The 17,753-nt window shown below is 40.4% G+C and carries 19 protein-coding genes and 2 riboswitches; all 19 genes read left to right on the forward strand.

Features of this window, described 5'->3' with window-relative positions; translation table 11 throughout:
- Positions 1–16: 16 nt before the first annotated feature.
- Positions 17–122, forward strand: a riboswitch (SAM riboswitch).
- Positions 123–186: 64 nt separating this feature from the next.
- The 19 genes from JOC54_RS18500 to JOC54_RS18590 all read left to right on the forward strand — a co-directional run bounded on the left by JOC54_RS18500 (position 187) and on the right by JOC54_RS18590 (position 17,625).
- Complete coding sequence (locus JOC54_RS18500) at positions 187–1,209, forward strand: methionine ABC transporter ATP-binding protein (protein ID WP_035420994.1); 1,023 nt, start codon at positions 187–189, stop codon at positions 1,207–1,209.
- Positions 1,202–1,870, forward strand: a complete 669-nt coding sequence (locus JOC54_RS18505; protein WP_204468164.1) for a methionine ABC transporter permease — start codon at positions 1,202–1,204, stop codon at positions 1,868–1,870. The genes JOC54_RS18500 and JOC54_RS18505 overlap by 8 nt, the downstream gene beginning before the upstream one ends.
- Positions 1,871–1,889: 19 nt before the next feature.
- On the forward strand, positions 1,890–2,756 hold the full coding sequence (locus tag JOC54_RS18510; RefSeq protein WP_367617826.1) for a MetQ/NlpA family ABC transporter substrate-binding protein: 867 nt from the start codon (positions 1,890–1,892) through the stop codon (positions 2,754–2,756).
- A 101-nt stretch (positions 2,757–2,857) separates the two neighbouring features.
- The gene (locus tag JOC54_RS18515; protein ID WP_204468167.1) at positions 2,858–3,406 is read left to right on the forward strand and encodes a cobalamin adenosyltransferase family protein; all 549 of its coding nucleotides are present in this window, start codon (positions 2,858–2,860) and stop codon (positions 3,404–3,406) included.
- On the forward strand, positions 3,399–4,337 hold the full coding sequence (locus JOC54_RS18520; RefSeq protein ID WP_239586820.1) for an ABC transporter substrate-binding protein: 939 nt from the start codon (positions 3,399–3,401) through the stop codon (positions 4,335–4,337). Before JOC54_RS18515 ends, JOC54_RS18520 begins: the two co-directional genes overlap by 8 nt.
- A gap of 72 nt (positions 4,338–4,409) precedes the next feature.
- Positions 4,410–4,775 (forward strand): carboxymuconolactone decarboxylase family protein, encoded by a 366-nt coding sequence (locus tag JOC54_RS18525; RefSeq protein ID WP_204468169.1) that lies wholly within the window; start codon positions 4,410–4,412, stop codon positions 4,773–4,775.
- A 190-nt stretch (positions 4,776–4,965) separates the two neighbouring features.
- On the forward strand, positions 4,966–5,139 hold the full coding sequence (locus JOC54_RS18530) for a YuzK family famiily protein (protein WP_162831873.1): 174 nt from the start codon (positions 4,966–4,968) through the stop codon (positions 5,137–5,139).
- A gap of 199 nt (positions 5,140–5,338) precedes the next feature.
- Positions 5,339–6,130 (forward strand): Fe-S cluster assembly ATPase SufC, encoded by a 792-nt coding sequence (gene sufC / locus JOC54_RS18535; protein ID WP_054793263.1) that lies wholly within the window; start codon positions 5,339–5,341, stop codon positions 6,128–6,130.
- A gap of 48 nt (positions 6,131–6,178) precedes the next feature.
- On the forward strand, positions 6,179–7,489 hold the full coding sequence (gene sufD / locus JOC54_RS18540) for a Fe-S cluster assembly protein SufD (protein WP_204468171.1): 1,311 nt from the start codon (positions 6,179–6,181) through the stop codon (positions 7,487–7,489).
- A complete protein-coding gene (locus tag JOC54_RS18545; protein WP_204468174.1) occupies positions 7,486–8,709 on the forward strand; it encodes a cysteine desulfurase in 1,224 nt (407 codons plus the stop codon). The genes sufD and JOC54_RS18545 overlap by 4 nt, the downstream gene beginning before the upstream one ends.
- A complete protein-coding gene (gene sufU / locus JOC54_RS18550) occupies positions 8,696–9,139 on the forward strand; it encodes a Fe-S cluster assembly sulfur transfer protein SufU (protein ID WP_204468176.1) in 444 nt (147 codons plus the stop codon). Before JOC54_RS18545 ends, sufU begins: the two co-directional genes overlap by 14 nt.
- 18 nt (positions 9,140–9,157) lie before the next feature.
- Positions 9,158–10,555, forward strand: a complete 1,398-nt coding sequence (gene sufB / locus JOC54_RS18555) for a Fe-S cluster assembly protein SufB (protein WP_035420940.1) — start codon at positions 9,158–9,160, stop codon at positions 10,553–10,555.
- Positions 10,556–10,732: 177 nt separating this feature from the next.
- Entirely contained in the window at positions 10,733–11,578 is an 846-nt protein-coding gene (locus tag JOC54_RS18560; protein WP_204468178.1) for a DUF72 domain-containing protein, read from the forward strand.
- A gap of 282 nt (positions 11,579–11,860) precedes the next feature.
- Positions 11,861–13,201 (forward strand): bifunctional metallophosphatase/5'-nucleotidase, encoded by a 1,341-nt coding sequence (locus JOC54_RS18565; RefSeq protein WP_367617829.1) that lies wholly within the window; start codon positions 11,861–11,863, stop codon positions 13,199–13,201.
- 55 nt (positions 13,202–13,256) lie between these two features.
- Positions 13,257–13,565: a YunC family protein gene (locus tag JOC54_RS18570; RefSeq protein WP_204468180.1), complete on the forward strand. Its 309-nt coding sequence runs from the start codon at positions 13,257–13,259 to the stop codon at positions 13,563–13,565.
- Between the two features lie 20 nt (positions 13,566–13,585).
- Positions 13,586–14,380 carry a thymidylate synthase gene (locus JOC54_RS18575; protein ID WP_035420944.1) on the forward strand — a complete coding sequence of 265 codons (795 nt, stop codon included), beginning with the start codon at positions 13,586–13,588 and terminating at the stop codon, positions 14,378–14,380.
- Positions 14,377–14,853, forward strand: coding sequence for a dihydrofolate reductase (locus JOC54_RS18580; RefSeq protein ID WP_204468183.1), 477 nt, complete (start codon positions 14,377–14,379; stop codon positions 14,851–14,853). The genes JOC54_RS18575 and JOC54_RS18580 overlap by 4 nt, the downstream gene beginning before the upstream one ends.
- 61 nt (positions 14,854–14,914) lie before the next feature.
- Positions 14,915–15,655: a sporulation protein YunB gene (gene yunB / locus JOC54_RS18585; protein WP_035420946.1), complete on the forward strand. Its 741-nt coding sequence runs from the start codon at positions 14,915–14,917 to the stop codon at positions 15,653–15,655.
- Positions 15,656–15,746: 91 nt separating this feature from the next.
- Positions 15,747–15,919: riboswitch (Lysine riboswitch) on the forward strand.
- An 86-nt stretch (positions 15,920–16,005) separates the two neighbouring features.
- On the forward strand, positions 16,006–17,625 hold the full coding sequence (locus JOC54_RS18590) for a Na+/H+ antiporter NhaC family protein (RefSeq protein WP_204468185.1): 1,620 nt from the start codon (positions 16,006–16,008) through the stop codon (positions 17,623–17,625).
- Positions 17,626–17,753 lie beyond the last annotated feature (128 nt).

Consider the following 17,753-nt stretch of genomic DNA (forward strand, 5'->3'; position numbering starts at 1 on the left):
AACGATTAACAACATACTCTTATCCAGAGTGGTGGAGGGACTGGCCCGATGAAACCCGGCAACCGCAAGCTTATGCTTGAAGGTGCTAAATCCTGCAAAGCGCGTGCTTTGAGAGATGAGATGATTGAGGATACTTCCCTTTCTGTCATCCGGCAGAAAGGGTTTTTTGATTGGAGGAAACATAGCGTGATTACGTTAAAAGGAATAAGTAAAACGTACAAGACAAAAAATACAACCGTAAAGGCTGTTGACCAAGTCAATTTAACGATTGCCGAGGGACAAATATATGGTGTAATCGGATACAGTGGGGCTGGCAAGAGTACATTAATTCGCTTGCTAAATGTTCTTGAAAAACCAACTACGGGAACTGTGGTAGTAGATGGCACAGAACTAACGAATTTGCCAAAAAAAGAGTTGCGGAAAGAGCGTCAAAAAATTGGAATGATCTTTCAACACTTTAATTTACTATGGTCACGAACGGTTAGAGAAAATATCTCTTTTCCACTAGAAGTTGCGAAGCTGCCAGCACAGGATCGAAAAAAAAGAGTTGAGGAATTAATTGATTTAGTTGGTTTAAGGGGAAGAGAAGATAATTACCCTTCTCAATTAAGTGGTGGTCAAAAGCAGCGCGTTGGCATCGCTCGAGCACTTGCTAATAATCCAAAAGTGTTATTATGCGATGAAGCTACCTCAGCTCTTGACCCTAAAACAACAAACTCGATACTGGATCTATTAATCGATATTAATCAGAAACTAAACTTAACAATTGTTTTAATTACACATGAAATGCATGTCATTCAAAAGGTTTGTCATGAAGTAGCTGTGATGGACAATGGTCAGATTGTTGAACAAGGGGCAGTTCATGAAGTTTTCAGGAGACCAGAGAAGAGCATGACGAAAGAATTTGTAAAACAATTGTCGCAATCAAATGACGAAGAACCTTTATGGGATGAAATAAAAGTGAACGAAGGTGAAAAACTTGTTTCGCTAACCTTTGTCGGTAATCCAGCAGAAGAATCACTTGTGACAGATGTTATTCGTCGTTTTCCGATTGATATTTCCATTTTACATGGAAACATCGCTAAGCTTCAGCAAGGATCTTACGGTAAATTGTATTTCCGCTTAGCGGGATCTGATTTTCACATTGAACAAACGCTTGATTATATCCGTTCAAAAGAAGTTGAAGTGGAGGTGATTGAGCATGCTTGATCAATTATTTCCGAACGTGGTCTGGGATTCATTTTGGAATGCTGTAAGTGAAACGTTATACATGGTTGTCATTGCTACAGCATTCACGTTTGTAATTGGGATATTGTTAGGCTTGTTGCTCTATCTAACAGCTAGAGGGAACCCTTGGCAAAATTCTATTGTTTATGGAATTGTTGGCGCGATTGTCAATGTGTTTCGAGCGATTCCATTTATCATTTTGATTTTATTACTCTTACCTATAACAAAGTTCATTACAGGAACGATTTTTGGTCCGTCTGCTGCTTTACCAGCTCTTATTATAGGGGCAGCGCCATTCTATGCTCGGTTAGTGGAAATTGGTTTAAGAGAAGTTGATCGTGGTGTCGTGGAGGCTGCTGAGGCAATGGGTTCTTCTAATCGTCATATTGTTTTTAAAGTGTTGTTGCCTGAATCAATGCCAGCACTTGTATCAGGAATTACGGTTACAACGGTTGCTTTAATTGGCTTTACAGCAATGGCTGGTATTATTGGTGGCGGTGGCCTTGGTACTTTTGCATACCAACAAGGCTTTCAACGAAACGCAGGTGACGTTATGATGATCGCAACAATTGCGATCGTGGCGATTGTATTTCTATTTCAATGGATTGGGGATTTTATCACCAATCGATTAGATAAAAGATAAAACAAAAAGGAGAGAAACAATGATGAAGACATTTCTAAGAACAATAGGTGTAGTTGGTGTATCGTTCGCGCTCGTAGCATGTGGGACTGCCGACGAAGAAGAAAACAATTCTACTGGTGGCGATGGTGAAGGAGAAGGCGAGGAAGAACTTACAACAGTAAGCATAAGTGCTTCAAACGTGCCTCACGCCGAAATTTTGGAGTTTGCAAGTTCACAGTTAGCTGAAGAAGGTATTGAACTAGACATTCATATCGCCAATGATTATATTTTTCCAAACGTTGGGCTAGACTCAAATGAATTTGATGCGAACTATTTTCAACACCGCCCTTATTTAGAATCACAAATTGCGGAGAATGGGTTTGATTTTACAGAAGCAGGAGCAATTCATTTAGAGCCAATGGGGTTGTACTCACAGGAACATGACAGCATTGATGCGATTCCTGACGGAGCAACGGTCTTAATGAGTAATTCTGTAGCTGACCATGGTCGTGTGTATTCGCTTCTTCATGAAGCAGGTCTGATTACGCTTGAAGAGGGACCTGGAGTTGATGTAACAGAGCAAGATATTAGTGAAAATCCGAAAAACCTTACGTTCCAAACATCTGGGGTTGATGCAGAGTTACTTCCTACTGCATACGAACAAAATCAAGCAGACATTATTGCTATCAATTCAAACTATGCAATTGGTGCAGGTTTGTCTCCATTGGAAGATTCCCTCTATATTGAAGAAGGGGATGAAAACAATCCGTATGTAAACTTAATCGTTGTTCGAACAGGCGATGAGGATCGTCCGGAAATTCAAACCCTTGTTGACGTTCTTCAATCGGAAGAAGTTCAGTCCTTTATTGAAGATGAGTATGCAGGGGCGGTTGTTCCAGTACAATAAAATAGGTGAGGCGGCGCAAAGGCGTCGTCTCTTTTTTATGGATATGGCTGGCGCTGAGGGTAACATACTTGTAAACTAAAAGAGCGTAAGGAGGTAGGGGAATGGAACGTAAAAAAAAGGACATGCGTTACTTATGTTATCCGTATATGAGAGAAAGCGCTGCTACGGTTGATTTTGAGATTCGAACAGATTCATTAGCTGTCCGCATTGGAGCTGCTTCTGCTTTAGTCAACGCATTTCCTAATTTAAAGCAACACTTAATCAGGTTAACGGAAATGGCTTATCATGTTAATGGATCAGTCCGAGGCAACTTGGCTGTGACTGAGAGAGACTTAGAGGAGTTAAGCCTGCTTTATGATCAATATGTAGGAGAAACAAAAGAAGAGCTTAATCAATTTGTTTTACCGCTTGGTTCAAATGAGGCAAGTTCGCTACATATCGCTAGAAGTGAAGCAAAAAAATCAGTTAGAGCCCTACATAAAGTTAGCCAAGAACGAGATGTACCGAACGTATTATTTGATTATATTCATTTATTGGCGAACGTTCTTTTTGTAATGGCCGTTTATGTAAATAAACAATTAGGTATAGCGGAAATTCCGTTTAAAAGTAAATCGTACCCGAAAAAAAGGAGAGAATCAGAAAATGATTAAAAAAACCATTGTCCCATTAACGCTAATAGCGCTTTTAGCGGCCTGTGGAGATACAGATGAAGATACACAGCCAAATGAGAGTGAGCAAGGCGAAGACAGCAATAGCTCAGACTCATATACCGTTACAGACGATCGTGGGGTTGAAGTAACTTTTGATGAAAAGCCAACGACAATCGTCTCGTTAATCCCCAGCAACACGGAAATTATTTTTGCATTAGGCGAAGGGGAGAATGTTGTTGGTGTGACAGATACAGATGTGTACCCTGAAGAAGTTGCCGACATAGAAGTTGTTGCTTCATTTGAGGACATTAATATTGAACGATTACTTGAACTCGATCCTGATGTCATTATAGGTTATACCTATTCTGGAGGCGACCAGATGGCTCCTCTAGAAGATGTTGGGCTGCCCGTTTTTGCAATTGATTCTGCAACAAGCTTTTCCGATGTATTTGACGATATTGATCGAATTGCAGAAGTATTACATGTGGAAGATAGCGCCCAGCCTTTAATCGAGAGGATTCAAGCACAGCTTGATGAAGTAGCTGACATTGTTTCCGAAGTTGACGAGAAGCAAATTTACTTCGAAATTAGTCCGTCACCAGAGCTCTTTACCCCTGGCTCAGAAACATTTCAACATGAAATCATTGAAGCAGCCGGCTTAGAGAATGTTTTTAGTGATCTGGCTGATTGGGCGGGAATAAGTGAAGAACAAGTCATTGAACGTAATCCTGAATTAATTGCAACGACTGTTCATTACGTGGATGATTCGGTTGAAGAAATAAAACAACGTTCTGGCTGGGATTCGATCGACGCAGTGATTAATGATGATGTTTATTTATTGTCTGCTGATATAATGGATCGTCCTGGTCCGCGCATCGGGGAAGCAGTCCAGGAGCTTGCTGAAACTGCTTATCCTAATTTGTTTGAATAAAAAAATCTAAGTATGGCTTTTCCAATCTCGTTCATACTAACGTTAACTTGCTTTTAGAAGGAGAGATGAAGTTTGAATCGGGAAGGTCATACATCGACGGAACACCATATGATGCAATATAAAAAAGGCGTAGGCTCGTTTGAAGAAAAAATGCCAATCTTTGCGGAAAAATACAATGAGTTTACGGAACAGTGTTTTAATGAAGGCGCGCTTTCAAAAAAGCATAAGCACTTGATTGCATTAGGGATGAGCATCCATGCACAGGATGAATATTGCATTATTTATCATACAAAAGGCTGTTTAGATAACGGTTGCTCAGAGGAAGAACTGCTTGAAACAGTCTCTGTTGCGACGGCGTTTGGAAGCGGAGCGGCACTTAGTCAAGGGGCAACTTTAGTGCAGGAAGCGTTTAGAGAATTAGGAAACGACCTTCAATAGAAGAGGAATAGGAAGCATTATTCTGTCTGAGGGGTTTTAGATATACTCAGTCGGGTAACCAGTAATAGAGTAGCCTATATGCTACTCTATTCGTTTTGCATGACGCAAACGCTTCATGCTACGATTACGGTGTTGGAAAAAAAGAGACCCAACGCTTTTAAACAAGAGAGGATGAGAAACGATTACGAACATGCAACTTTCCTACACGAGTGAAATGGAAAAAGGATTACAGCAAAGACATGGTATCAGCTATGCGGAATACGAGAGCAGTTTAGACAAACGGCTAAAGATCGAGCAAGAGCGAACAAATGAACATGATGCATGTAATCGGCTTGTTCAGTCGATTCAATCACAAACTCCTTAACGATAAAAACAACTCAAAGCCTGGCGCAACTAGCGTTAGGCTTTGTTTTTAAGATTAAGCACGTATTTCTAATTCAGGCTCCTTGAAGTGTAAGGACATTTGTTATAAAATTAGAATGAGAATAGATTAATAATCATTAAAAAAAGCATGCAAGTCTGCTCAAACAAGCGGGCTTGCTTAATTCATGGAGGGAATACACATGTCTGTACCTAACTTAAAGATTGAGAATCTACACGTTTCAATTGACGATAAAGAGATTCTAAAAGATTTTAATTTGGAAATTAACGGTGGCGAAATCCACGCAATTATGGGACCTAACGGAACGGGTAAGTCTACATTAGCTTCTGCAATTATGGGTCATCCGAAATATGAAATTACGAGTGGTTCTGTCACGATGGATGGCGAAGATGTATTAGAAATGGAAGTTGATGAGCGCGCACGTGCAGGTATGTTCCTTGCAATGCAGTATCCAAGTGAGATTAGCGGTATTACAAATGCGGACTTCATGCGTTCAGCAATTAATGCAAACCGTGAAGAAGGCGACGAACTTTCTCTAATGAAGTTTATCCGTAAAATGGACGAGAAGATGGATGTTCTTGATATGGATCAATCTTTCGCACAGCGTTATCTAAACGAAGGGTTCTCTGGTGGTGAGAAGAAGCGTAACGAAATTCTTCAACTACTAATGCTGGACCCGCGCATTGCGATCCTAGATGAAATTGATTCAGGTCTTGATATTGATGCATTAAAAGTCGTTGCTGAAGGTGTAAACCAAATGCGTGGCGAGAACTTCGGTTGCCTAATTATCACGCACTACCAGCGTCTACTTGACTATATCACTCCAGATAAAGTACACGTAATGATGCAAGGTCGCATCGTTAAATCAGGTGGAGCAGAACTTGCTGAGCGTCTTGAAGCAGAAGGCTATGACTGGATTAAAGAAGAGCTTGGAATTGAAGATGAGCGCGTCGATGCGGGTCAAGAAGCATAAGGTTAATCAGTCAACGCTTTAACGATAAAACAGCAAAGGATGGTACGTATGTCAGTAGAGACAAATACAATTATCGGTACCGAAGAATTAATTAGTCGGTCCGAAGCAAATAATGAACCAAAATGGCTAACGGAACTACGTGTATCTACATTAAATAAAGTAGATTCACTAGAATTACCTAAGCCTGATAAAACAAAAATCCATAATTGGGATTTCATTTCGTTCAATCAAGCGATTGGGCAAAAGAGTACTGTTGCAAATGTGGACGAGCTTGCTGCTGAAATTCGTGCATACATTGATGAAGACGCAACTGGAAACAGCTTATTGGTTCAAGATAACGCCTCAACGGTTTATCAAACAAACGCCGCTGAATTAGCGGACAAAGGTGTCATTTTCACGGACCTTGCTACTGCATTCGTAGAGCATGGTGATTTGATTAAAAAATATCTGTTTTCAGAAGCTGTATCTACTGATGAGAATAAGCTGACTGCAATGAATGCGGCGTTAATGAATGGTGGAGCATTTGTTTATGTTCCTAAGAACGTTCATGTTGAAGTACCTCTTCAAGCGCTCTATGCCGTTTCAGATGAGAATGCAGGATTATTTAACCATGTCTTGATCGTCGCTGAAGCGAATAGCTCCGTAACGTATGTTGAAAACTATGCGGCTTATGGTCAAGGTGCTAAAGTGGCAAACATTGTTGCGGAAGTTTATGTCGGTGCAGGTGCACGCGTTTCCTTTGGTGGAGTTGATACGCTTAATGAAACAACGACTACGTATGTTGTGCGACGTGGTCATGTAGATCGTGATGGTCGAATTGAGTGGGCACTTGGTCAAATGAACGATGGTGATACAGTTGCCGACAACACGACTTATTTAATGGGCGATGGCTCATTTGCGGATGCGAAGCTAGTTACTATTGGTACAGGTGAGCAAAAGCAAAACTTTACGACATTAATTAAGCACTATGGTAAGCATTCAGAAGGATATATCTTAAAGCATGGAGTTATGACTGGCAGAGCTTTAGGCATCTTTAACGGTATTTCAAAGATTGAAAAGGCCGCTACTAAATCTCATGGTGAACAAACGGAACGTGTGTTAATGCTTGGTGAACGTGCACGTGGTGATGCCAACCCGATCTTACTCATCGATGAGGACGATGTAACGGCTGGACACGCAGCTTCAGTTGGCCGAATTGATCCGCTGCAAATGTTCTATCTCATGAGTCGCGGTATTTCTAGAGTTGAAGCAGAGCGTCTAGTTATTCATGGTTTCTTAGAGCCAGTTGTTGCCCAGCTTCCTGTTGAGTCAGTTCGTAAACAAATGCGTAATGTGATTGAAAGAAAGGCGAAGCGATGAATGCATATGAGATAAAGAAGCTGTTTCCGCTCCTTGATCAACAGGTGAATGGAAATCCTCTTGTCTATCTCGATAGTGCGGCTACTTCTCAAAAGCCGATTCAAGTCATTGAGAAACTTGATGATTATTATCGCCGGTATAACTCAAATGTCCATCGGGGGGTGCACACTCTCGGTACAATGGCGACAGACGAGTATGAAGGCGCTAGAGATAAAGTCCGAACGTTTCTTAATGCAACAAGTTTGGAAGAAATCATCTTTACTAGGGGTACAACGACTGCGTTAAATCTTGTTGCTCGGAGTTACGGTGATGACTATGTCCACGAGGGTGATGAGATTGTTATCACGCCGATGGAGCATCATTCAAACGTTATTCCGTGGCAGCAGCTTGTGAAAAGAACAGGGGCGGTATTAAAGTACATCCCCTTGCAAGCGGATGGAACGATTGATCTTGTAGATGTCGAGAAAACCGTAACAGAGCGGACTAAGATTGTTTCAATTATGCATGTTTCAAACGTGCTCGGTACGATTAACCCAATCAAAGAAATTGCAAAAATTGCTCATAAGCATGGCGCAGTTATCGCAGTTGATGGGGCTCAAGGTGCTCCTCACATGAAAGTTGATGTACAAGAGCTTAACGTTGATTTCTATGCCTTTTCTGGTCATAAAATGGGTGGACCAACAGGTATTGGTGCCCTTTACGGTAAGAGAGCGCTTTTGAATAAAATGGAACCAATTGAATTTGGGGGCGAAATGATTGATTTTGTTGGCCTTCAGGATTCAACGTGGAAAGAGCTTCCTTGGAAATTTGAAGGAGGTACGCCAATTATTGCCGGAGCAATAGGTATGGGTGCTGCAATTGATTTTGTGACCGATTTAGGGTTTAATGAAATTGAGCAACATGAAAAAGTATTAGTTGATTATTCATTTGAACGATTGGCTGATTTGAACGATTTGACAATCTTTGGACCGAAACATCGTGCCGGTGTCGTTACATTTCAGCTAGGTGACGTTCATCCCCATGATGTGGCGACGGTTCTTGATGCAGAAGGAATAGCTGTTCGTGCAGGGCATCATTGTGCGCAGCCATTAATGAAATGGCTTAACGTTGTCGCAACAGCTAGAGCTAGTTTTTATGTCTATAATACAAAAGAAGATATTGATGCTCTAGCAAATGGATTAGTCAAAGCAAAGGAGTACTTTAGCGATGTCTTCTCGTGATTTAGATACGCTTTATCGCCAAGTGATTATGGATCACTACAAGAACCCACGTAATCGCGGGGAAATTGAAGGCGATGTAAGAACGATAAACTTGAACAATCCGACATGTGGGGATCGTGTTCAAGTTCAGATGGAAGTAAAAGACGGAAAGGTTGACCGCGCTTTGTTCACAGGAGAAGGTTGCTCAATTAGCCTTGCTTCTGCGTCAATGATGACACAAGCTGTAAAAGGGTTATCAATTGATGAAGCTTTAGCATTATCAACACTTTTCTCAAATATGATGCAAGGAAAAGACTATGACGACGAGGCATTTGATTTAGGTGATATTGAAGCTCTTTCAGGAGTAACAAAATTCCCAGCACGAATTAAATGTGCAACGCTTGCTTGGAAGGCGCTTGAAAAAGGGCTTGACGAAAATCAGTCTTCATAAAAATAGGAGGGATTTCGAATGGCAAAAAAAATGCCAGATATCGGAGAATACAAATACGGGTTTTCGGATCGTGATGTGTCTATCTTTCGTTCAGGTCGAGGGCTGACAAAAGAAATCGTAGAAGAGATTTCTCGAATGAAAAGCGAACCACAGTGGATGCTTGACTTCCGCTTGAAATCACTTGAGCAGTTTTATAAAATGCCAATGCCTCAATGGGGTGGAGACCTCTCTGAGCTAAGCTTTGACGATATTACTTATTACGTAAAGGCGTCTGACAAAACGGAGCGCTCTTGGGATGAAGTGCCAGAAGAAATTAAAAACACATTTGATAAGCTTGGAATTCCTGAAGCAGAACAAAAATACCTTGCCGGTGTATCTGCGCAGTATGAATCCGAAGTTGTTTATCACAACATGAAAGAAGACTTGGAAGACCTGGGCGTTATCTTTAAAGATACGGATACAGCTTTAAAAGAGAACGAAGATATCTTTAGAGAACACTTTGCTTCTGTTATTCCAGCTGCCGATAACAAATTCTCAGCATTAAACTCAGCTGTATGGTCTGGTGGTTCATTCATCTACGTACCAAAGGGTGTTAAAGTTGATACACCACTGCAGGCTTATTTCCGAATCAACTCTGAAAACATGGGTCAGTTTGAGCGAACATTGATTATCGCTGATGAGGATAGCTCTGTACACTATGTAGAAGGTTGTACAGCTCCAGTTTATACAACAAATTCACTTCACAGTGCGGTTGTTGAAATCATTGTTAAAGACAATGCCTATTGCCGTTACACAACGATTCAAAACTGGGCACCAAACGTATTTAACCTTGTAACAAAGCGCGCTGTAGCAGATAAAGGGGCAACAATGGAGTGGGTTGATGGAAACATTGGCTCTAAGCTTACGATGAAGTACCCTGCTGTTATCATGCGTGGCGAAGGTGCAAAAGGAACGATTCTTTCAATTGCGATTGCAGGAAAAGGACAGCATCAAGATGCTGGAGCAAAAGTAACGCATCTTGCGCCGAACTGTTCATCGACGATTGTTTCTAAATCAATTTCAAAACAAGGCGGTAAAGTAACGTACCGCGGTATTTGTCACTTTGGACGTAAATCAGACGGTTCAAAATCTAAGATTGAGTGTGACACACTTATCATGGATAACGAGTCGACATCTGATACAATTCCGTATAATGAGATCTTGAACAACAACATTACGCTTGAACACGAAGCGACTGTCTCAAAAGTATCAGAAGATCAGCTCTTCTATCTAATGAGTCGCGGTATTGGTGAAGAAGAAGCAACTGAAATGATCGTAATGGGCTTCATTGAGCCATTTACGAAAGAACTTCCAATGGAATATGCGGTTGAAATGAACCGTTTAATCAAGTTCGAAATGGAAGGTTCAATCGGTTAATTAGTAGAAAAGAAGCCTTGGCATGCCGAGGCTTCTTTTGTTTTCTACGAGTTGCAGGATCTATAGATATTGGGACTAGACATTTGTATCTGCCTAATTCTCAATTTGAAACACTTTCATTTCATTTAACTCCTTTTTACGTTAAACTAACAGAAACATGATTCAGGAGGCATCTCTGTGATTTATATAGGTTTAACCGGTTGGGGCGATCATATGGATTTATACGAGGGTGTTAAGCCGGCAGAAAAGCTCCAAACGTATGCTGGATATTTTCCGATAGTAGAGCTTGATTCCACTTTTTATGCTGTGCAGCCGGAATCAGCGATGCGGAAATGGGTGAAAGAAACGCCACAAACGTTTCAATTCGTTGTTAAGGCTTATCAAGGAATTACTGGGCATCAGCGTGGAGAATCAACGTTTTCATCAAAAGAAGATATGTATCATGCTTTTAAGCAATCGCTGCTTCCTCTAGTTGAATCAAACAAGTTAGCAATGGTTCTATGTCAATTTCCCCCATGGTTTGATCTTCAATTAAAACATGTTCGTGTGTTACGATCTGTTAGGAAACAATTGGCTGATTTTCCTGTTGCGCTTGAATTCAGACATCAATCATGGTTTCAGCCACAGTTTCGGAATAAAACACTTGATTACATGCGTGAAGACAACTGGATTCACAGTATTTGTGATGAACCACAGGCTGGTTTAGGCTCAATTCCGACAGTGCTTGAACCAACAGATATTCATAAAACTCTTATTCGTTTACACGGAAGAAATGTTCACGGATGGAATGGTCCACGTAATGGAAAAAGTTGGCGTGAAGTTCGTTATTTGTATGATTATAATCACAAAGAATTAGCAGAATGGAAAGCAGCGATAACGTCATTATCAAATCAAACGAAGAATTTATATGTTGTTTTTAACAACAATTCAGGTGGTCATGCGGCGAAAAATGCCCTCACGCTTATTGAGCAAATGAATCTCAACTATAATGATTTAGCTCCTCGCCAACTGGATTTGTTTTAAATGAGAGTAGACATTACGGTTGTTGAGATAGAATGAACAATTAATTTTTTATTCAGAAGGCAGAAAAGCTTCATTCGCTGTTAAAAAACAATTTGAAATGACTCCATGTAAGATACATAAGCCTCATATAATAGTAGCTTTTAAAGTCTACAGTTTGGGCATGCTTTAGCATTAACTAAACAAAACAGCAATTACGACTATGCTAAAAAAGATAAATTAAAGCAATGAATTTGTCACTTATGAATTTACGGTTTTCTATCCCGTGATGCTAGGAGGTTACTGGTGAAGAAGCAGGTTACACTTTATCATACAAATGATATCCACAGTGGCTTCAAGCAGTGGTCGAGAATTGTTTCTCATATAAAAAATAACCGCTCTCCGGACATGCGTTACATTGATCTTGGCGACCATGCAGACCGGTCAAACCCGATGACAGAGGCGACTGCTGGTCATGCTAATATAGAGCTCTTGAATGCAGCAGGCGTTGATTTTGTGACGATTGGAAACAATGAAGGAGTGACATTCTCTAAGGAAATGTTAGAGCGAATGTACGGACAAGCTTCTTTCAAAGTGGTTGTGGCAAACTTACTTGATGTTGAAACCGGAAAAGAGCCAAAGTGGGCAGTACCCTATTTGGTTGATACAATGGATAACGGTCTCCGTATTGGTTATATTGGCTTTACAGCAGCAATGATTTATTTCTATGAACAGCTTGGCTGGGAAGTTTCTTTTTCTATTAGTAAATTGAAAGAAATGGTTGAATTCCTAGCGCCGAAAACAGATGCAATTGTGCTATTGTCTCATCTAGGGTTACCTAAAGATGAAATGATTGCACGTGAAGTACAAGGGATAGCAGCTATTATTGGCGCTCATACGCATCATGCATTACCAAACGGAAAAACAGTCAACAATACGGTTATTGCTCAAGCAGGTAAGCATGGTAATTATTTGGGTGAGTTAACACTAACGTTTTCAAACAATCAATTATATGAAGTGAAGGAAACATTATTAGATCCAGCTCTGTTTGAACGTGATGAAGAGACTTTTACTCTATTACAAGTGCTTGAAGAACAATCACAGATCGCCTTGAGCGAGCCGGCAGTTTATTTAAGTCGTCCTTTAGAAATTGATTGGTTTCATTGGTCTGAAAGTGGGCAAGAACTATGTGATGCGCTTACTACTTGGTGTAAGGAAGAAATTGGCATGCTAAATGCGGGGGTTTTGTTAGAAAGGCTACCAGCAGGTCCAGTAACAAATGGAGACATTCATCGAATCTGTCCGCATCCAATTAACCCTTGTATTGTCGAATTAAACGGCATAGAATTAAAAGAGACGATTGAACGAGCACAAACGGATGAAATTGTTCAGTTGCAATTAAAAGGTTTTGGCTTTAGAGGTAAGGTGCTAGGCTTAATGCTCTTTTCAGGTATTGAAATAACTGCTAAGGGCATTTTTATTCAAGGAAAACCAATACAAGCAGAGCAGAGCTATCGCTTAGCGACGTTAGATATGTACACGTTTGGTTTCTTGTTTCCACATATAGCTGAGGCTGCTAATAAAACCTATTTATTGCCTGAATTTTTACGAGATGTCCTGTTTGCTATGTTAAAAAATCGGAACTAAAGCGAATCATTTCTCATAAGGTGTGGAGATACCATCTTGATGAGGAGTGATTGTTGTGATCGATGTGCAACCGATTTTAATAGAGGGCGAACACTTTGTCGCCATCACGGTTAAGCTTCCGAAGACTAATTTTATGGCTGTAACATGTGATACGGGTTATATCATGTGTGGAGCTTTAGATGTCGCCTTATTAAATGAAAAATTAAAAGAACGAGAAATTATTGCTGCTCGAGCGGTAGGCGTACGTACGATTGAGCAACTGCTTGATGCACCGTTAGAATCGGTAACGCTAAAATGTGAAGAACTAGGAATCTTTAAAGGGACGATTGGCAAGGATGCCTTATTAAAAATGAAGCAAGCGTAATAGAAGGGATGAACAACTAAATGCAGCAATACTTACAGCTATGCGAGCACGTGCTTACGAACGGCTCGCAAAAATCAGATCGGACAGGCACTGGTACAATTAGTACATTCGGCTATCAGATGAGGTTCAATTTAGAAGATGGTTTCCCTGTTATTACAACAAAAAAAATACACTTACGTTCGATCATTCATGAGCTACTTTGGTTTCTTAAAGGCGATACAAATGTGGCTTATTTACAAGATAATGGTGTTCGCATTTGGAACGAATGGGCAGATGAAACAGGCGAACTTGGACCCGTTTATGGAAAACAATGGCGCTCATGGGAAGGTGCGAACGGAAAAACGATTGACCAGATTAAAGAAGTAGTAGAACAAATTAAAACCAATCCTGATTCAAGGCGTTTGATTGTGAATGCATGGAATGTAGCAGAAATAGATGAAATGGCGCTTGCACCATGCCATTGCCTGTTTCAATTCTATGTTCATGATGGGAAATTATCGTGCCAACTTTATCAAAGAAGTGCAGATGTTTTCTTAGGCGTTCCGTTTAATATAGCGTCATACGCACTATTAACAATGATGATGGCGCAAGTGACTGGGTTAAAGCCGGGAGAATTTGTTCATTCATTTGGTGATGCTCATCTCTACTTAAATCATCTAGATCAAGCAAAAGAACAATTGACTCGTGATCCAAAACCTTTACCAACAATGAAGCTAAATTCTGAAGTGACTGATCTTTTTGCGTTTACGTACGATGATTTTGAACTTCAAGAGTATCATGCACATCCACATATCAAAGCAGAGGTATCTGTATGATTTATTTTGTATATGCAAGAGATAGGGCATATGGAATTGGCAAAAACAATGACTTGCCATGGCGCTTACCAGCTGATTTAAAGCATTTCAAAAAAACGACTACTGGTAAAACGATTTTGATGGGGCGAAAGACCTTCGATTCTATGAACGCACCATTACCGAATCGACGTAATTTAGTGATGACAAGAGACAAACATTTTCAAGCTGATGGGGCAGAGGTTGTGTATTCTGTCGAAGAGGCAATGAAAAAAGAAGAGGAGCTCTATGTTATTGGTGGGGTAGAAATTTTTAAATTGTTCTGGGATAGTTGCGACAAGCAGATTGTTACGGTAATTGATGAAGAGTTTGCTGCGGATACCTTTATCCCTCCTCTAGATGAATCTGAGTGGGAATTAATTGAAGCCGTTGCTGGTACGATGGATGAGCAAAACCGCTATCCACATGAATACCGTACGTATCAACGAAAACGATAAAAATAACAGTTCGAAGTCTAGTCCCTCCTGCATAGAATAATGAGGAGGGGGTGGGCTTGTTTTGCGTAAGCGATTTGGAAAGCAACCAATTAAAGGATCAAAAGCGAGCGGTGGGCCATTGCCATTTCGATATGTTCTCCTTTTTTCAGCAATTTTATTTGCTGCGCTGTCTCTTCAGGGCCTTTGGTTTGTTGACTCACAATTAAGACCGATAATCTCTCAAATTGCGCAGCGAGAAATGGAGCGAGTCGCTACATATACGATTGAGCAAGCAATGACCGAAGAGTTATCTAAAATGGATATGAGTGATATCTTTTATAAAGAAACAAACTCGGATGGAATGGTTGTTTTTTTAGATTTAAATGTTCAAAAGTATAATGAAGTGTTAGGCAATGTACAGCATCGTGTCCATGAAGTAATGAACGCGGTTCAGCGTGGAGAGGTTAACAGCTACGGGGATGATAATGCCGTTGTCGCTAGAATTCCTCTTGGTCGTGCCTTTAATAACGCACTCTTAACGGATGTTGGTCCTGGTATTCCCGTGCGCTATGCGTTGATGGGGGACCCAAGGGTACAAATGCGTGATGAAGTTGAATCACTGGGGATCAATAACACGCGAATGTCCTTTTATGTGTCAATTGATATCTCAATGGATGTCATTTTACCATTCTCGGAAACAGCTGAAAATATATCCGTTGAATTGCCTGCTGGTTTTGCCTATGTAATGGGTCCAGTCCCTGAATTTTATGGAAATAGTGGAGGATTTGTTTATCCAGCTATAGGAGACAATCAGCCTGAATAAAATTCAGTTTTTGTCGTATTTTGTCATTGTTTTAGACAAGATGGTATGCTATTATTAATGATGAATTGAATAGGAACACCTCATCTGCTTGTGATGAGGTAGAGGCGCAAAACCGATTAGTACATGTCTGGAGTTTGAACGACGTTAAAAGATATGGAAAGGCGTTTTTGCCGAAGCTGAAAGAAACGTTCATTTCTTTTGGGCTGGGTCGTCACTGAATAAGTGGCGGACTGTCACAGGAAACTGTGGAGGACTACTATGGATGGGACTGTTTGTTGTATTTGACAATGATGGACTTCACGCCATGATTGTCTTTTTTTATGCAAACAACCTAAAAAGGAGAGGTTTTTTTGGAACATCTTGGTTGGGTTTCACTTATTCCGCCGATTTTGGCGTTAACCTTAGTGATCGTCACTCGAAAAGTTTTTATATCTTTAGGGATTGCTATTTTGGTCGGGGCATTTATTGCATTTGATCAAATTGAACAAGCTTTTGCAGGAATTTTCCAAACAATAATTGGGCTTTTTATCTCTTTTGATGCGCTTGATGAACCAACTTTTTCTGGCGTTTTTCAATCGATTTCTGACGCTGGATTTGCTTTAAACGATTGGGAATTGTATATTATTCTTTTTCTTATCTTGTTGGGGATTATTGCGAGTTTAATTACCTTTTCAGGCGGTGGAGAAGCGTTTAGCCGTTGGGCTGGAAATCGTATTAAGACGAGAAAGGGTGCTTTGTTTCTGCCTTTCTTCTTAGGACTTGTTATTTTTATTGATGACTATTTTAATGCCCTAACCGTCGGGAATACGAGCAGACCATTAACAGATCGTTATCGGGTATCTAGAGCAAAACTCGCTTATATTGTTGATTCAACCTCTGCACCGATCTGTGTCATTATGCCATTATCAAGTTGGGGCGCATATATTATCGGGATTATGGCTTCCATTTTTGCTGCAAATCAAATCGTCGCCTATAGTCCTTTTGAAGCATTTATATATACTGTGCCGATGAACTTCTATGCTTTAATTGCTTTACTATTCTTAGTGCTAATCATATTGTTTAACATTGATATCGGTCTAATGAAAAAGCATGAAGATCGTGCGAAGGAACATAATCAATTAACGGATCCTGAAAAAGGAGATGTTGCAGGTAGTTTAGATGAAAAGCTTCTTATGAAAAACGGTCGCATTTATCAATTGTTTGCACCACTGCTTGTGTTAGTGATTTCAACTGTAGCTTTATTATTGTATACAGGGGCGCAAGGTGCCACGAGTGAAGGGCTCCCAGTAACGATCTTAAACATGATGGAATATACCGATATTGGTTTATCATTAGTAATTGGTAGTGCTATCGGATTAATCGTCAGCCTTATTGTTACGTTGACGGCAAAACCTATTATGGGTGATTTCGGTAAAGCGATTAAGGCTGGTGTAAAATCCATGCTGCCTGCCATTGGAATTTTAATTTTAGCCTGGACTACGATTGATATGATTGGCCGACTAGGTACAGGTAACTTTTTAGCTTCGTTAATCGACCAATCGATTCATCCAGGATTTTTACCAGTAATGATCTTTTTAATTGCAGCATTTTCAGGCTTAGCAACTGGAACTTCATGGGGAACATTCGGAATGCTATTGCCAATTTCGGCTCAAATTGCTGTTACTGTAGAGCCAACGATGCTTATCCCGATGTTTGCTGCTGTATTAGCGGGCTCAATCTTTGGTGATCACATATCACCAATTTCAGATACAACCATTTTATCAGCTGCTGGTTCTGGCTCTCATCATATGGATCATGTTATTACGCAACTACCGTACGCACTTATTACAGCTGTCATTTCAACAATTGGGTTCTTAATCCTTGGATTTTTGGGCGCTATTACGGCTTGGATTGTTGTTATTCTTTTACTGGCGATTGTTGTTGTCGTATTACAGTCAATCAACCGAAAAACGGCAACTTCATCTAATTAAAGAAAAAGAGCAAAGCATTCATTATGCTTTGCTCTTCAGATTGTCGAGAAAGCCTTGGTTCTGTGAACCCAGGCTTTCTCTTATGGTCTTTTGATTGGTCCCAATGACGAAATTTGATGGTGAAAAGG

Origin of the sequence: Shouchella xiaoxiensis (assembly GCF_016907895.1) — a bacterium.
GTDB lineage: Bacteria > Bacillota > Bacilli > Bacillales > Bacillaceae_D > Shouchella > Shouchella xiaoxiensis.